Source organism: Arthrobacter sp. BG5, assembly GCF_056680155.1.
The window spans coordinates 672,636-690,155 of record NZ_CM155268.1 but is presented as its reverse complement, the minus strand read 5'-3'; the positions used below and the strand labels follow the sequence as shown (position 1 = coordinate 690,155).

Sequence of the window (17,520 nt, the reverse complement as noted above, 5' to 3'; positions counted from 1 at the left end):
GTCGGCCTATTCGGGTCAGCCTACTGGTGCACTCTTACTGGCCGGAGAGCAGCCCGCCCCAGCGCCGCTGGACCGCCCTGCTCAAGGAATTCTGCGCCAGCGGCTGGGACATTGAGGTAATCACGCCGGTGGCCCACTCCCCGGCCGGACGTCGCGAGCTGCCCGAAGAGCGTGCCGGCCGCCCGTTCCGGCGGCAAGAGGGACAGTTCACGGAGCTGATCCGCCGGGTCCCGTACCTGCCGCACGGAAGTTCGCAGCTGACGCGGTTCATCGATCACTGCTTCTCCGCCATTATGTCCGTTCCGGCCGGACTGTTCACCCGCCGGCCGGACGTCGTGATTGCCACCGCGCCGAGCCTGCCAATCCTGGCCGCCGGGTACCTGCTGGCCCGCCTCCGGCGCGTTCCGCTGATCGTCGAAATGCGCGACGCCTGGCCTGACCTTGCCCGTGACTCGCGCATGGTCAAGGGCCGCGTCAAGAGTGTCGTGGAGGTGGCCGTGGACTTCATCCAGCATCGTGCCGACCTGGTGGTGACCGTCACGGAAGGATTTGCGGAGACCCTGCGCGGACGCGGCATTAGGAACGTCGCCACTGTCAGCAATGGACTGCACGTCGACACAATTCCCGTGCTGGCCCCGCCAGAGCCGGAGCGCGAAGACTTTGAGGCTTTGTACCTTGGCAACCACGGCGCCAGCCAGCGGCTGGAGGTCATTATCCGTGCCAGTGCGCTGGTAGGGGACTCAATGCACCTGCACCTGGTGGGTGACGGTACCCGGAAGCCGGCGCTGCAGAAGCTGGCGCGTGAGCTCAACGCCCCAGTCACCTTCCACCCGTCGCTGCATGGCCAGGCCGTCCTGGAGCGCTACGCCTCGGCAGACACCTGCATCGTCTCGCTGCGGGACGATTGGAAGTCCTTCGAAACAACCGTGCCCTCGAAGACCTATGAGGTCCTGTCCTTGGGCCGTCATGTCACGGCAATCGTCATTGGTGAAGCCGCCCGCATCATCACGGATGCCCAGGCGGGCGACATTGTCGCCAGCGGCCCGGAAGCCGTGGCCGAGCTGTGGCGCGAGCTGGCGGCGGACCGCTCGCGGCTGGTACGGGACGAAACGAGCCGTCAGTGGGTCAAGGAGCACGCGGAGTATTCCCTGCTTGCAGATCAGTACATGGGACTGATCGCAAAGCTGCTGAACCGGGAGCCGGTCTCCTCCCGATGACCCAGCTCTACCGTAATTTTCGGCTGGCCGCGGGGGTGGCTGGCACCCACCTGACCGATGATCCGTTCTTGCTGCTCTTGCAGCTCAGCCGCCGGCTTCCAGCCCGGCTGGTGGGGCCTCTCGTGGCGGCGGTGTCGCGTTTCGCCCCCGGGGACTCGGCTGCAATTCCCGTCCTGCTCGCCTCGCTGGTAAAAGGCAACAACGCCGAGGTTGAGCGACGGCTGCTGCTGGCCTCCGCCGCCACAGGGGAGCCTGCCCGGCGCCTCGCCGACGTGGCCCTCGCCGCCCAGCTGCCTGCCCTGGCCGATGATTTCCTCGGCCGTGCGGAAGGCGCACCGGGTCTGGACGGTGCCCGCGCCCGCCGATTCTGGTACGACGGCGCAGCCACCGAAGCCGTCGCGGTCCTGGCGGGTAGCGGCCGTGCGCGCCGTGGCCAGCGGGCCCGGCTGGCAGCCGAGGTGAGCGTCCTCAACGGCGCGGCACCGGTACTGGACCGAGTGGAATACACCGCCGTCCCGGGCCGCGTGCTGCATCTGCTCACCAACTCGCTGCCGCACACCTCAAGCGGCTATGCGCAGCGTTCCCACTCCATCCTCGCCGCTCAGCAGGCTGCCGGCTGGGACGTCCAGGCGGTGACCAGGTTGGGCTATCCCGTCCAAGTGGGCAAGATCTTCGCCAAGCCGCTCGATAAGGTGGACGGCGTCCGCTACCGGCGGCTCCTTCCGGGAAAGCTGGCGGCAACGGTGGATGCACGGCTGCAGCAACAGGCCGCGGAACTGCTGGACGTCGTACTGGAGTTCCGGCCGTGCGTGTTGCACACCACCACGCACCACGTGAACGCCTTGGTGGTCCGGGCCGTGGCCCAGGCCGTGGGTATTCCGTGGGTGTATGAGGTGCGGGGGCAACTGGCCGACACTTGGGCTTCGACGCGTGGACCGGCCGCCAAGGAAAGCGAACGCTACCGCCTGTTCCAGGAGCGCGAGGCCGAGGTAATGCGGGACGCGGACCTGGTAGTGACGCTGGGGAGCGCCATGAAGGCCAACATTGCCGCCGCCGGCATTCCGGAAAGCAAAGTCCTGATCGCCCCGAACGCCGTGGGCGGTGGTTTTCTTGAGGAACCGCTGGACGCCGCCTCCGCACGCCGTGAGCTTGGGCTCAACGAAGCGGGACAGTACATCGGGACTGTGAGCAGTTTGGTAGCCTATGAAGGCCTCGATGACCTTATCGAGGCATTTGTCCTCCTCGCCCCGCGCCTGCCGGACTTGAAGCTGCTGATTGTGGGAGACGGCGTCTCCCGCCCCGCGCTTGAGGTTCAAGCCCGGCGGTCAGGCTACGGCGACCGCATCATCTTTACCGGGCGGGTACCGCGCGAGCAAGCGGTGCGCTACCACCAGGCTTTGGATGTCTTTGTGGTGCCACGCAAGGATCTGGAAGTGACCCGGTCCGTGACGCCGCTCAAGCCGGTGGAAGCACTGGCCTGTGGCCGTCCGGTGGTGGCGAGCAAGCTGCCGGCCCTGGCGGAAATCGTCGAGGACGGGGTGAACGGACGGTTGCCCACAGCTGACGATCCGGCTGAATTGTCTGAGGTGCTGATGGATTTGCTGTCGAACCCTGAGCTTGCGGAGCAAATGGGGGCGGCGGGCCGGTCCCGGGTATTGCGGGAAAGAACATGGGCTGCCAACGTGGCGGCCTTGGCAGCAGAGCTGGGAAAGCTGGGAGTAAGCATCTGATGAGCATCAAGGAACAGGCTGAGGCTCCCACCGTCTCTGTACCCGTCAACCTGGCCCGGCTGAGCAAGGTGGGTCAGCGGCCCGATTTGCTGGACTACCTGGTGCAGCTTTGGGACCGGCGGAGTTTCATTTATTTCGACGCCCGGTCACGAGTTCAGAGCGGCCACGACAAGACGAATTTGGGCGCTGCCTGGCTGGTGCTGACCCCGCTGCTTAGTGGCCTGAGTTTCTACCTGATTTTCGGATTGCTCCTGGACACCAGCACTGGCATCGATAACTTCATTGGCTACCTGCTCATTGGGACGTTTACGTTTCAGATGACGACGCGGTCGGTCCTAGGCGGGGCAAAATCGCTCACCAGCAACACCTCGATGATCCGGGCTTTTCAATTCCCACGTGCCGCGCTCCCCATTTCCCTGAACGTTCGTGAGCTGTTGTCCAACATTCCCGTGACGATCGTGATGTTGCTGTTGATCATCTTCACGGCCCCGGCTGAGGTGATTTCATGGCGGTGGCTCTTGATAGTTCCTGCTATTTTGCTCCAGTTTTTGTTCAACCTGGGTATCGGCATGTTGCTTGCTCCGCTGATCCTACGGGTTCCAGACCTCGGGATGCTGCTGTCGTTTGTGACGCGTCTGTGGATGTACGCTTCTGCGGTCTTCTTCTCGGAACACCGGTTCGACAACTACCCCGTGCTCCGCACCATCATGGACTTCAATCCGGTGTTCTTGGTTATCAAGATCACCCGCGACTCGGTCCTCTACGACACCACACCGTCCTGGCGCAGTTGGGTGGTGCTGACCGTTTGGGCGCTGGCGTCGGTGGCTTTGGGGCTTATTGTCTTCTGGCGCGGAGAGGAACGTTATGGACGAGTCTGAGATGAGTGAAATAACCGAGGCCGCAATGTTAGAGCCGACAGTGGTGGTAGACGACATCACCGTCGTCTACCGAACCAAGAACCAATCTGGCGGCCGGACCAATGCCCGTACCTCCGTCCTGAGGGCGTGGCGCGGATCTCAGCGAGGCGATGGTCAGGTGCGGACCACGGCGCTGAACAAAGTGTCCTTCGTCGCGAACCAGGGCGATTCCATCGGCGTGATCGGCCGGAACGGCTCCGGCAAGAGCACCCTGATGAAGGTGCTGGCCGGGCTGATCATTCCGGACGAGGGCAGCGTCTACGCCGCGAGCAACCCCATCTTGCTTGGGGTGAACGCAGCGTTGATCAACTCGATTTCGGGGGCACAGAACATCCGGCTCGGTTGTTTGGCGATGGGGATGAGCCACGCCGAGGTGGACGCCAAGTTCGATGACATCGTTGAAATGTCCGGGCTGGAGCACGAGATTTACCATCCGATGAAGTCGTATTCTTCGGGCATGGGTGCCCGCCTTCGTTTTGCGATTGCCGCCGCCGTGGACCCGGAGATCCTCCTGGTGGACGAAGCCCTCAACACCGGTGACGCGCAGTTCAAGGACCGGTCCAAAAAGCGGATGGAGCAAGTGACCAGCCAGGCCGGGACCGTGTTCGTGGTCAGCCACAGCCTCAGCACCATCACGGACATGTGTAACCGCGCCATCTGGATCGACAAGGGCGACTTCATCATGGACGGAACCCCGGATGACGTAGCTAAGCAATACCGTGACTTCATCTGGCGGATGAACGAGGGCAATGCCGACTACGGCCGTAAAATCCGCGCCGAGCTGATGGCAAGCTTGCCTGAGATGCGGACCACGCTGCTCCCCAACGGCTGGAAGCGGTCCAGGTAGACGATGGGTTTTCGAGAAAAAACGGCGTACTGGCGGCGTGCCCTGTGGCATGCCCGCCAAGGCGGCATGGGACAGGTTAAAAGCTACCTCCACCGCAGCGGGACCGAGCGTGACGAGGCCAGCCTGGCCGGCGTCCGGGGCGCGGAGGGAGCGTGGCGCGGGCTGGGACGTGGCCGTCGCCTTGTTTTTAGGGAGGCGTCCATCGGTGTGGGGCAGCCGCGCAACCCCAACTTGCGCGTCGGCATCATCATGGACGACTTTTCCGCGGCGGCGTTCGCCGCAGAGTGGACCGTCGTCGCGCTCAGGCCCGACAGCTGGGAGGTCCAGCTCCGTGACGAGGCACTGGACTTCGTCGTAGTCGAGTCCGCGTGGGCCGGGAACGTCGGGCTGTGGCGGGGCAAAATCACTGGCCCCGCGGGACCCTCGGCCGCTTTCCGGGAACTGGTCGCAGGCTGCCGGGCCGCCGGATTGCCGGCGGTCTTCTGGAACAAGGAGGATCCGCCGCACTACGAGGACTTCCTCCCCGCCGCCAGACTGTTCGATCACGTCTTCACCACCGACGCGAACATGCTCCCGCGCTACCGGTCGGACCTGGGCCACAGCCGGGTATCCGTGCTGCCGTTCGCAGCGCAGCCACGGATCCACAACCCCGCCAGGACCCGGCACGGTTGGCATGCCCGGGAGGTCGCCTTCGCCGGGATGTATTTTGCCCACAAGTATGAGGACCGCCGGCGGCAGATGGACTATCTGCTGGGGGCGGCCGTGGACGCGACGGCGGGTAAGCGCCCGGGGTTCGAGATCTTTTCGCGGCAGCTGGGCGGGGAGCCGCAGTACCAGTTCCCCGGACTTCTCAAGAAGCATGTGGTGGGGTCGCTGTCCTATAAGCAGATGCTCACCGCCTACAAGGCGTACAAAGTGTTCCTTAACGTCAACTCCGTTACGGACTCGCCATCGATGTGCGCCCGGAGGATTTTTGAGATCACGGCGGCCGGGACATGCGTAGTGTCAACCCCCAGCCTGGCCATCACGGAATTCTTCCCTCAGGGAGAGATTCCCACGGCAGAGACCCGCGAGGCCGCCACCCACCTGCTGGAAGCCCTCACCGCCAACCCGGACTATGCGCAACGCCTCGTCCACAAGGCCCAACGCAGGATCTGGGCCGAGCACACGTATAGCCATCGGGCGCAGGCCATCGCGGCGGCTGCACAGCCTGCGTTGGCCTCACCGGCATCCCGGCCCCAGGTATCCGTACTGGTATCGAGTTTCCGGCCGCAACAGCTGGACCATGTCCTTGCCGGTGTTGCCGCCCAACAGGGCGTCGACGTCCAGCTGGTCTACCTCGCCCATGGTTTCCAGCTGGACGACGCCGCGTTCCGGCGACAGTGCCTGGCAGCCGGCCTTGCCGACGTCGTCGTCCTGCAGGAACCGCAGCTGACGACGCTCGGTGAGTGCCTCAATGCCCTGGTGGCGCGCGCGGACGGCCGGTTCGCCACCAAATGGGACGACGACGACGTCTACAGCCCGCTCTACCTGGGCGACCAGGTCCACGCTTTGATGTATTCGGAGGCCGATGTGGTGGGCAAGCGGGCGCACTACATGCACCTTGCCGGTGCCGGGGCGACCATCCTGCGAAATCCGCAGCTGGAGCACCGGTACGTCGAAGCCGTCTCCGGTCCCACGATTTTCGCCACCACGGACACGTTCCGGCGTTTTTCTTTCGAGCCGCTGCAACGCGGAGAAGATTCGCGCTTCCTCAGCGACGTGATTGAGGCGGGCGGCCGGATATATTCGGCGGACCGATTCAACTACTGCCAGATGCGCAGCGCGGACGTGTCCTCGCACACCTGGCCTATTACCAATGAAGAGCTCTTGGCTTCTTCAAAGATTCAGTTCTTCGGTTCGCCCGAAGACCACATTTCTGTTTAGGGGAAACATGGACGAGACGATTTTTGATGTTGCGGTCATCGGACTCGGCTACATCGGCCTGCCCACGGCCGCCAGTTTTGCCGCCAAGGGCAAGCTCGTGGCCGGCATCGACGTGAAGCAGGCGACCGTCGACGCCGTCAACCGCGGCGAAGTGCCCTTTGTGGAGCCCGACATGGCTGTGGTGGTCTCCGGCGCGGTCAACCTAGGGTACTTGGTGGCCATGACCACGGTGCCGGCAGCCGACGCGTACATCATCGCCGTGCCCACCCCGCTGGCCGAGGGCAAAGGCGCTGACCTTTCCTACCTCCGCAGCGCCGTTGAGGCGCTGGCACCGAAGCTGCGGGGCGGCGAGCTGTTGGTCCTGGAATCGACGTCCCCTCCGGGCACCACGGAGCGCTTGGGCGCCTACCTCATGGAACTCCGCCCGGATCTGTCCCTCGACGCAGCCGGCGGCCGCGGGCAGGTGCACGTGGTGCATTCCCCGGAACGCGTGCTGCCCGGACGCATCATGATTGAGATCGTCACGAACGACCGCGTCATTGGCGGCCTCACAGAGGAAGGCGCACAGCTGGCCAAGCGGCTCTACGAAGTCATCTGCCAGGGCCAAATCCTGCTGACGGACGCCACAACCGCCGAAATGACGAAGCTGGTGGAAAACACTTTCCGTGACGTCAACATCGCCTTCGCCAATGAACTGTCAATCATTTGCGACAAGCTTGGCATCGACGTGTGGAAGCTGATCGAGATGGCGAACCACCACCCGCGCGTCAACGTGCTGCGCCCCGGTCCCGGCGTCGGCGGGCACTGTATTGCCGTGGACCCATGGTTCATTGTGGACGCCGTCCCGGAGCACTCCGGCTTGATCCGGACCGCCCGGGAGGTCAATGATTCCAAGCCGTTCCACGTGGTCCGGCAGGCAGTGGAAGCCCTCGCCGATAAACCGGGCGCCACCGTCGCGGTCCTGGGTTTGGCCTTCAAGGCCAATATCGACGACGTCCGCGAGTCGCCGTCGGTGACGATCGTGCAGGAACTCGTGAAGCAGTTGCCGGCGAGCACCATCCTGGTTGTCGACCCCAACGTCGAGGAACTGCCTGCGGCGCTGGCCGGGTCCGGCCTCTCGCGGCTCCACGGCCAGGACGAGGCGATAGCCGAGGCAGACCTGGTGATGCTCCTGGTGGATCACGATGACTTCCTGACCGTTGACCCGGCGTCCCTGGAAGGCAAGCAGATCATCGACACCAAGGGCATCTGGAACCAGCCCGATGTTGCGGAAGCGAGCCTCCAGCACATCCCGGTGGGAGCCGGCGCCGGTGGATAGGGGAGTCCAGAGCCTCTCAGAGCCGATCGAAGAGCAACTGCGCCAGACTGGTTTTGCCCTCAAAACCCTGCACACCCCGCGTCGCGAAACGCCCCTTGTCAAGATCCTGGTCCGGGCCGCAAAGGCGTCGGACCTGGAGATTGCAGGTACTGTCGCATCGCTTTTCGGCTCCGCCAGCCAGGATTTCGCCGTCGACATCCTTGCGGAGGCCGGCACCCGGCCCCAACTGGAGCAATGGCTCGCTACCGACCGGCGTTTTTCCTTCGTCGGCACTGACCGGACCGATCTCGTCGAGGCGGGCTTCACTTTGGTGCTCGGCGCCGGAACGGCGTTGGGCCTGCATTCGCTCGAGGCAATGATTGAGAGCCTGCAGCAGTCGGAGGCGCTGGTCCTTCGTGCACTGGTGGATGGCCAGGCCGGTGCGATCGAATTTTGGGAGACGGGCATCCTCCGGAGGCTCTCGGAGCAAGGCGACCCGGAGAAGGCCGCGCGCAAGGCCGGTGGCGAGCGTTGGGTATCGGGCAACGCGCTGGGCCTGCACGACTTCCGCCGGCCCAAACCCAAACTGCATTTGCGCAAGGGCGCTGCGGCAAGCCTGGACCTCAACATCGTGGTGAGGGACCTTTCGGACAGCGCCACCCGCCAGGATTACGAGGAAAGGATTCGGCAGCTCGAAGCAAGGCTGAGGAAGTCCGAGATGGAGCGCCGCCGCCTGGAGCAGGGGTTTGCACCGAACCGCGGCCTTTCACGGGCACGGGCGATCGCCCGCAAGGGTCCTGCCTACATCCTGGTCCGCCTCAAAGCCCGCACCGGCCGGGCCGGGAGCTAACAGCATGCAGATCAAGAGCGTGGCGGTGGGGTCGGCGGCATACCCTATGGCAAAGCTGGCGTTGGACCTGGGTTTGGACTATGCCCGCACGGACTGGGAGCACCGCGATCCCACGGTAGCTACCGACTGGGAGCACGGCGTTCCGGCGGAACAGTTGTGGTGGGACAGCTATGTTGTGCAGGCGGAATCGCTGGCCGAGGCCCGGGGCCTGCTGCCGTTGTTCCGCAGTGAGGGACGGGCGCAACGCGTTGTGCTGGTCATACGGGGACTCTTCCCGGCGGACGAACTGCCGGCCTGGACTCCGCGGAGCCTCCAGGCCAAGGCAGGCACCTCCGCTCTGACCGTGCCGGGGCTCGGCCTCGCGGTTGTAGTCGAAGGGGGCAAATGGGTGAATGTCCATGCTGCCGGCCTCGCGGCACTGCGCTGTGCGTCGCCCGCCAACCGTCCGCCTGTACTGGGGGGACTGCGTGTGGGCTTCACGGAGCCGGCTGACGTCGCCTGGCTGGCCGGGGACACGCTGGGCAGTTTCATGACCGAGGCGCTGCTGCAGCCCGAGCCGGATGACATCTATCCCGTAGACGTACTCGTGGGGGACGGCAAGCTCAGGCAGCAGCTGGGCGAACACATCGCGGTCCACCCTGGGCGGGTAACTCCGCCGGTCTGGACGCCGACGGGGAGGGTACTGCCTCCCGTTGACACCGCGGTTGTTTCACCGATGGGTTTCCTGCCGTACCCGGAAAAGCCTGCGCGGCCGCTCGAGTCGTTCGAGCTCGCCGGGGGAGTCCTGCACGAATCGGACCTCGCCGCCCTGCGGCCGCATAACTACGTTGAGGTGGACGGCGCCCGCTTCAGCGGCCTGGACGGTGAGCTGGCCCGGCGTCTGAGCCAGCTGGCTGTCGCCGGAGTGCCCCTCCTGGCGCGGAATTTGGCTGCCCAAGTCCGGACCCTGCTCGGTGATCAACTCCTGGAACACCTTGACGCTTTCGACGCCGCCGACCCGCCGGTAGTGAGGGAATCGAAGTCGATCGGGCTTCGGCGCACAGCATTGGATCTTTACAGCCCGAAGGCCGTCTGGAACACCGTGCTGGGCGAGCTGGGCAAGCCACTACTCCCGCTGCCCTCCGTGAGCGTGGTGCTGGCTACCCGCAGGCCCGAGAAGCTGGCGTCCTCCTTGGAACAGCTGGCCCGCCAGAGCTGGAAATCCGTGGAGGTGGTGGTGGTGCTGCACGGCTTCGACGCGGAACATCCGGAGGTCCGGCGTGCCGTCCAGACATATCCCGGCGAGCTGTTGGTGCGCTCCGTCCCGGCCGACATGATTTTTGGCCAGGTCCTGAATGCCGGCGTCAACGCCGCCAGCGGCGATCTGGTCTGCAAGATGGACGACGACGACTGGTACGGCCCGCACCACCTGCGCGACCTCGTTCACGCCAAGGACTACAGCGGTGCCACCCTGGTGGGCTCGCAGGTTGAGTTCGTGTACCTGGAAAGTCTGGATATCACCACCCGCAGGCCTCCCCTCGGTGAGCAGTACTCGGACCACGTGGCCGGCGGCACCATGATGCTGGGCCGGGACGAGCTTCGCCAGCTTGGCGGATGGAGGCCTGTGCACCGCGCCGTGGATCGGTGCCTCCTCCAGGCTGTCCAGGCCGCCGGCGGACTCATCTACCGCTCGCACGGCCAGAACTACATGATGCACCGCCACTCCGGCGCGGATTCTCACGGCGGCCATACCTGGAACCCGGAAGATAGCACTTTCCTGCAGAGTGTTGCAGAGCAATGGGACGGCTTCCGGCCGCCCCCGCAGATTGGTGCCGTCGCAGGAAGCCCAGCGGAAACAAGGCAAGAAGGCATGCGCAGCCATTTCGCCGGAGCCCCAGCGTCCGTCCAAGCACAATTTAGCTCCGCTACCAGTCCGCAAATTTAGGTCGAAATGAATTTTCTCCAAACCCTCCGCAGGTATGCGCGACTTTCGCCGAAAAAGAAGCTGGCAGCCGTTGGCTTTGTTTTCCTTTTGGCGGTGGTGGTTGCTGCGGCCTATGCACGGAATCTTTGGCTTCTTACATCATTTCTAGCCGCTTTTGGTGTGACCGTGCTGTACGCCGTCGTGCGCCTTGACCGTCGACTGAGGGCAGCCCGTCGTGCGGCGCTCCGCGCAGCACGAGTAGGCACCGGGCCCGCCGTCGATGTAAGCGTCCCGCAGATGCGACCTGGTGCGCTCGCATCGTGGGGGAGACGGTCCAGCTTGCCCAGACGCATGCTGGTTCAGCGGCTGACCAAGCTTCGCTCGGTGGAGGGACGGGAAGTCTTGGTCAGTTCGGCGACTTCTGGCGCTTGGGGCTGGGCGGACATGGCATCCGGTTTGGACATGTACCGGTTGGGCGGGAAATCCCGGGAACGGGTCGAGCATGTCCTTGAGGCTGCTGCTCCGTCGGCGTTGGCCCACTTAGCTGATCTTTGTTTCAGGCAGAATATTCTCAAAGACGACATTCTCAACGCTGCGACCTTGTACGCCTACGTCTATGAGAAAGTCGGTGTCAAGCCGTTCCTGCACAAACGCCGGGGTGAGTTCTTCCTGGACGCTCTGGCACGGACCGGGCAGGTTTCTGCAGTGATCCGCTTGCAGGGCCTTTACAACGAGACTTCGGCGAACGGGAACGACCTGCATCTATTCCGGGCCAATGCCGCGAATCCACACAAAGAGTCATCTGCCGACTTCGAGCCGTGGCTGAAGGAGATCAACGCAGTTTACGAGAAAGCTGGACTCGCCCGATTGTCGCTTAGGGAGGGTTCTGAATCCGCCTTCCTCAGGCTCGCAGCCGAAACACCGGAACCTGAAACGCAAGGTCCACTCGTCACGGTGGTCATGCCTGTCTATCGGCCGGATGAATACACCGATCTAGCTATCCAATCTGCAGTCAACCAGAGTCATCGGAACCTCGAAATCATTATTGTCGACGATGGCTCCGGCGGTGACGCTGCTGAGCGGCTCAACAAATGGGCCGAGGTGGACGAACGCATCAGGGTGGTGTTGAACCCGGAGAACTCCGGCGCTTACACATCGCGTAACCTAGGCTATTCGATGGCCTCCGGCGAGTTTCTGACGATTTTCGATGGGGACGATTGGCAGCATCCGCAGAAGATCGAATTACTGGTCCGCGCGGCCGAGCAACAGGCCGACAGGAGGTTGGTCTCCGCACCTTGGACTCGGGTGGATGAAGACTTGTTCTTTCACTACCGGGGATGGAGGGGAGCATTCATTACCCCCGCGCACGTCTCAACGATGTTCCATGTCGACACCATCAGGGAACGGCTGGGTCATTGGGACGCCGTGCGCAAGGCGGCAGACACTGAGTTCATTCTTCGCTACCGCACGCTGGTGCAGGCCGACGAGCCGTTGGAAGTGTGCGAGGCACCCTTGACGCTGTCGCTGGTGAGCTACTCCAATCTCTCGATTGACGACTTCCGCTTGGGCTATCGGGCGCCGGACAGGGTCGCCTACCGCGACTCCTACGAACACTGGCACAGCAGAATTCGCCTCGGCAGGCACAACGGTTATTTGCCCTTTCCTCAGACTGAGCGGGCCTTTCCTGCGCCATACCGGTTCCTCCCGGATCGGCACCAATCCCTGCAGCTCGACAGGTTGTTTGTTGGCGATTTCGGCGATGTTTCGGGCACAGGGCAGCGAATGTTCGAAGATCTACGGGCGGCCACCGAGCAGGGCTTCCGGATAGGGGTCATGCACTTCCCCAGTCTGCTGCACGCCCAAGCCATTGATAAGTCGTTCTCCAGTGCACTTCTGGATGCCTTCGCTGCCGGACAGCTCCACCGGGTGGAGCTGACGGACAACGTCTCTTGTGGCACCGTCAGCATCTACGATCCGACGGCGTTTCAGTACAGTCGGGCGCTCAGCAGCGGCCATCGTGCGGGCCGGGTTATTGTCCACGCGGACCAGCCGCCATACGTGAGCGAATCCGATGAGCACAAGTATGACGTTGAAGCGGTGGAACGTAACGCGGCAGAAGTCTTCAAGGCCCCGGTCACCTGGCTTTCCGACGACCCGTATATTGCTAGAGTCATATCGCGGTCCCGCCAAGTTGAGGTTTCAACCCCGGAGCTGGATGAAGGGGACCTGGCCACAGCTGGCAACGAACCGGCATCGCTGCTCTTGCCAACCGGTTCCAATATCTTCCCCTCAAGTTAGGAAAAACAACTGTGAACTTGCCATCCACAGGGACCGCAGTCGAATGGGACGAACGCAATGCGGTGGAGATCCATCGGTATGCCTCGACCAGCCAGATAGACCATTCAGCGTCCGAGGTTTACGAGTTTGTGGTAACGCCTGCGTCCGGTGGGCACTTGGACATCACTGCCCTGTACGCTCCCAGACAGTCGAAGACGCTCATAGTGAGCTTTCACGGTTCTCTCCAGAGATCCAAGTATCAACTGCCACGTTTCGAGTGGAGAAATTCGCTGGCGCCCTTCGATGCAGCCCAGCTGTTTATCGCCGACTCAACGCTGAACCTCAACGGTGCCATGGCCTTGGCCTGGTACGTTGGCGATTCCGGCCAGGATTTCTCCGCTGATGTGACCAGCCTGGTCCAGGACATCGCTGCGGCCGCTGGGTACGAGAGAGTCCTTCTGGCGGGTTCCAGTGGCGGCGGGTTTGCATCACTGGCAATTTCTCGCAGAATTGCTGGCTCGGTGGCCGTGTGCTTTTCGCCCCAAACCAGGATCGGTGATTACCATGAAGCTGTGGTGGAGAAGTTCCGGGGCGTTGCCTTTGGAGAGGCACCAAGTTATGCGCAGGCCGAGATCGAACACCGGGCGCGTTTCGACCTTCGACACCTCTATGAGACGACGCCCGACGTCAACTATGTGCGGTACGTCCAGAACACCCGGGACCCGGACCACTACGTCAAGCATTACGTGCCCTTCGCGGAGGCCTTGGGGGTTGCCCCAGCTGTTGGTGGCTACGATGCGACTGGGCGCATCGAATTGGTGCCGCAGCGCCTCCAGCCAGGACACCAACCTCCCTCCAGAGGACGATTCAGATCACATATCTTGGCGGCACATTCATCGTTTTTCGGAGTGGAGTTGGCTGTGCAGCCCGACTAACCCGATTTCGGCCCGTCTGAGCGCGCGAAGGTCGGCAAGAGACGGAAGTCGGGCAGGGCGACGACATGGTCAGGACGGGGTAGATGAGAAGAAGCCTCCAGTGTCAGACAACAGATTGTGGCTAGCGCCGGACAGCGGGCACCACGGCAATTTTGAATTATGAGAAGGAACGGCAATAGATGAGTGCCATTAGCCCCACCCCCAAAGTTGGTCCGACCCGCAGTCAACGACTCCTCAATACCGAAATCTTTGACGCCGAGTACTACGCCGCGGAGTGTGGAAAAGATTTCGAGTCGAAGCAAACTGCTGCTCGTCATTTCGTTCAATACGGCATGAAGGATGGCCTAAGCTTCCATCCGCTGTTCGATATCGGTATGTTCCCGGCGCACGTGCGCGATCGTTACAAGGCCGGGGATGTTGAGTTCCTACTGGCCTACCTCAGGAGCCCTGCATCGCGGGAGCACCAATGGTCGTGGCTTTTTGACCCCTCGGGGCTCACGGGAGCAGACGCGGCCGGGTCCGTTTTGCTCTCACGCTACCGCCCCAACAAGGAACGCGTTCTGCCCATTCCCACGAAGCTGCCAGGTTCCGCACCCGCCTGGCCCGCAGTTCGCTCGCTCCTCGTGGCCCACGCTCTGACGGCCAAGTCCTACGAGCTGGGTAAGAAACCGCTACGCCTTTCGACGTGGTCGGAGCCGGAAGAGCAGCAGTGGCTTCAAGACCTTGCGGTGGTCCCCATTGACAGACATCGGCGGGGCACTGTCATCAGCGTCGTAATGCCTGCCTGGAACCGGGAGTCGGCGATTAGAAGTGCCATCGAGTCGGTGCGCCAGCAGAGCTTGCAATCATGGGAACTGATCGTCGTCGACGACGGCAGCACAGACGGAACACGGGACGTCGTGCGATCTTTCGCAAACATGGACAGCCGGATTCGGTTAGTCGAAGCAGACCACTTGGGCGTTTGTGCTGCCCGGAACCGGGGAATCGAGCATTGCCGGGGCGAGTTCGTTGCTTTCCTTGACTCCGATAACACGTGGCGGCCGGACTTTCTCCGCAACATGTATGCGGGGCTTATCGCAAGCGGGGCCAAAGCCGCATATTCCGCCGTTCGGATGCTGAACAGCCGTGATGAGTTCACCGGACAGCCTGTCTCGGCTAGCCAGCTCCTCGTTCGAAACTACATAGATCTCAATGTCCTCGTCGTGCAGACGTCACTAGTTCGAGAATTGGGCGGCTTCGATACTTCCTTGCGCCGTTGGGTCGACTACGACCTGGTACTTCGGCTCACCAAGACGGCCAGTATTGAGTACTTCCCGTTCATTGGTTGCGATTACGTGGACGATCACAACGAGGACAGGATCACGCGACGGGAATCGGCGAATTGGGAGTATGCAGTTCTCGGCAAGAACGTACAAGACCGGTTTGCTCCGGATGCCGTAGCCGAGCGTCCTCGGAAGCCTTCCCTTTCAGTGATCATGCGTGTCACGGACAAGATCGACCTGGCTATTCGAAATATCCGCTGGATTCAAGAAACCGTCGACGCCGGTTCGATGGAGCTTATCGTCCTAGACGAAGTGCCAGGCTTCCGGACATCCGTTCGCCTGAGGTCGGCTCTAACTGGGTTAGCCGATCTGAAGTACATCAAACTCCCGCGACGCTACACGGAAGCAATCGCCTACAATATTGCATCCGCTCACGCAGCCGGACCGAACCTGATGTTCATCAAGGAGAGCGTAGAAGTCCGAGGAGGCGCTATTGAGAGGCTTTTGCAGCGTCTGGACGACGGATCTGTGGCTGCCATCCAACCGCTCGTTGCGGACCCTTCGGGAATCGTGGTCTCTGCCGGCGCGGTAGGACACCGGAACAGTGTGGCAATTCCCCTGTTCCGTGGCCTTAATGTTGCGGACGCCTGCCGCCATGACGGCAGCGCGCTGGACGAACTATCACCAGCAGTCTTCGCAGTTCGGGCGAGATTGTTCGAGCAAATGGGACGCTTCAACCCTATCTTTGAGGGCGAAGCATCAGTTACGGATTTCCTGAGGAGATTCAACGCAGCCGGAGCGGGCGAACTGGTCTGCGACTCTTCAGCGGTGGTAGTTGACCATTCAGCAGATGCTTTCGCGGAGCAACCGTCCCTAGCCGCTACGGACGCGATCTGGCTGGGGGCGGCAAGCAAGCCTGCCAAGTCGATAAGGGAACACTACCGAGACATCGGCCTGGACATCCGCGCGTTCACCGCTCCGCGAAACCCGAAACTTCAGCCTGCTGAGCCATCGGTGGTCAGGCCCCGTGCCGGGGACGATCACGGACCAAGTCTCCGCTGGGCGATCAAGATCGGCGCCGACTTCAGTGCTGGCGGTGATCGTTGGGGTGACGTTCCGTACGCGGCTGATCTTGCAGAGGCACTGACTGCCCGCGGCCAGGAAGTTGTTGTGGACAGGGTTGGCGCTTTTGGGCGTCCTACGAATCACTTGGACGACGTCGTACTAGTGATTCGAGGCCTGCACCCTTGCGATCCTCAGCCAGGGAAGACGAATATTTTGTGGGCTATCAGCCGGCCCGACTTGATTACCCGCGAGGAACTCCTCGGGTTCGACGTTATTTTTGGCGCGTCCCGAGTCTGGTGCGAACACGTTCGCGCTGAGTGGGGTATCGAGGCACACTACCTGCCGCAAGCCACGAACCCGCGCCGATTTCGTCCATCCGGCGAGGTCGCCGAGAAACCTACCTACGACCTGACTTTCGTAGGAGGTCCGCGGAAACCAGTCGGACGCAAGATTGTCGCCGATTGCATCGAGCTTGGCCATCGGGTCAGCGTTTGGGGCCCCCGCTGGGCGCAGTTTATTCCGACGGAAATGGTTGTGGCCGACTTCGTCAAGAACGATGATCTCTCCGAGGTGTACCGTTCTTCGGGAGTCGTCCTCAACGACCACTTCGAAGACATGGCACGCTGGGGATTTGCCAATAATCGCCTGTACGACGCAGTCGCTTCGGGGGCGCGAGTGGTCAGCGACTACGTCGATGGCATTGATGAAATCTTCAAGGGTGCAGTCCGGACCTATACTTCCGCGGAGCAACTTGCCCACATTCTCACCGATCCGAACGGTTTCCCCGATGACGCCGAGATGGCATCGATAAGCCGGATGGTGCGGGAGGAACACAATTTCGATAAGCGCGCCGCAACACTACTTGAGGCGGTTCGACGTAGTTGGCCTGCCCAATAAGCAACCGAACCTGTCAATTGGGAGTCCACATAACTTGTTTGGCACGCGGGGGCGGTGACCCTGACTGAGCTACAGCCACACCTACCGACCGCCCGTCGGGGTACGTGCGGACAAGGATGCTCAGGTGAGTACACTGCTATCGTTCGCAGACCGCAGGGCAAAACCGGCTGGCGACACAGGGATGCCAGGGTGTGGGCTTGCCCTGATCTCCTGCCTTGCTTCGCGGTGACCGAACACTTTGTGGCCTGTGGTTTCCAGAGGTGCAGTTACCCAGGGGGAGTGGGATGCCCAGCCGCAAACACCAGCCGTGGGTCCGGGTGACGCCATTTCGTCCGCTCGATGGGGGCAAAATTTGTGCAACACCGTCCGCTATGATCGATTGGCTGCTGTTCGGACG

At 62.5% G+C, this 17,520-nt stretch carries 11 protein-coding genes; all 11 read left to right on the top strand.

Going from position 1 to position 17,520, the window contains the following annotated elements:
• Nucleotides 1–26 precede the first annotated feature (26 nt).
• The 11 genes from AC1MBE_RS03075 to AC1MBE_RS03025 all read left to right on the top strand — a co-directional run bounded on the left by AC1MBE_RS03075 (nt 27) and on the right by AC1MBE_RS03025 (nt 17,123).
• Entirely contained in the window at nt 27–1,217 is a 1,191-nt protein-coding gene (locus AC1MBE_RS03075; protein ID WP_479780815.1) for a glycosyltransferase family 4 protein, read from the top strand.
• Nucleotides 1,214–2,947 (top strand): glycosyltransferase family 4 protein, encoded by a 1,734-nt coding sequence (locus AC1MBE_RS03070; protein WP_479780813.1) that lies wholly within the window; start codon nt 1,214–1,216, stop codon nt 2,945–2,947. Before AC1MBE_RS03075 ends, AC1MBE_RS03070 begins: the two co-directional genes overlap by 4 nt.
• Nucleotides 2,947–3,825 carry an ABC transporter permease gene (locus tag AC1MBE_RS03065; RefSeq protein WP_479780812.1) on the top strand — a complete coding sequence of 293 codons (879 nt, stop codon included), beginning with the start codon at nt 2,947–2,949 and terminating at the stop codon, nt 3,823–3,825. The genes AC1MBE_RS03070 and AC1MBE_RS03065 overlap by 1 nt, the downstream gene beginning before the upstream one ends.
• Nucleotides 3,812–4,711, top strand: coding sequence for an ABC transporter ATP-binding protein (locus AC1MBE_RS03060; RefSeq protein ID WP_479780810.1), 900 nt, complete (start codon nt 3,812–3,814; stop codon nt 4,709–4,711). The genes AC1MBE_RS03065 and AC1MBE_RS03060 overlap by 14 nt, the downstream gene beginning before the upstream one ends.
• 66 nt (nt 4,712–4,777) lie before the next feature.
• Complete coding sequence (locus AC1MBE_RS03055) at nt 4,778–6,637, top strand: glycosyltransferase family protein (RefSeq protein ID WP_479780808.1); 1,860 nt, start codon at nt 4,778–4,780, stop codon at nt 6,635–6,637.
• Nucleotides 6,638–6,644: 7 nt separating this feature from the next.
• Nucleotides 6,645–7,955: a UDP-N-acetyl-D-mannosamine dehydrogenase gene (gene wecC, locus AC1MBE_RS03050; protein ID WP_479780806.1), complete on the top strand. Its 1,311-nt coding sequence runs from the start codon at nt 6,645–6,647 to the stop codon at nt 7,953–7,955.
• Nucleotides 7,948–8,784 carry a hypothetical protein gene (locus AC1MBE_RS03045; protein WP_479780804.1) on the top strand — a complete coding sequence of 279 codons (837 nt, stop codon included), beginning with the start codon at nt 7,948–7,950 and terminating at the stop codon, nt 8,782–8,784. Before wecC ends, AC1MBE_RS03045 begins: the two co-directional genes overlap by 8 nt.
• Nucleotides 8,785–8,788: 4 nt before the next feature.
• Entirely contained in the window at nt 8,789–10,708 is a 1,920-nt protein-coding gene (locus tag AC1MBE_RS03040) for a glycosyltransferase family 2 protein (RefSeq protein WP_479780802.1), read from the top strand.
• Nucleotides 10,709–10,714: 6 nt separating this feature from the next.
• Nucleotides 10,715–12,985, top strand: coding sequence for a glycosyltransferase family 2 protein (locus tag AC1MBE_RS03035; protein ID WP_479780800.1), 2,271 nt, complete (start codon nt 10,715–10,717; stop codon nt 12,983–12,985).
• 11 nt (nt 12,986–12,996) lie between these two features.
• A complete protein-coding gene (locus AC1MBE_RS03030) occupies nt 12,997–13,899 on the top strand; it encodes a hypothetical protein (protein WP_479780799.1) in 903 nt (300 codons plus the stop codon).
• A gap of 179 nt (nt 13,900–14,078) precedes the next feature.
• Complete coding sequence (locus AC1MBE_RS03025) at nt 14,079–17,123, top strand: glycosyltransferase (protein WP_479780797.1); 3,045 nt, start codon at nt 14,079–14,081, stop codon at nt 17,121–17,123.
• Nucleotides 17,124–17,520 lie beyond the last annotated feature (397 nt).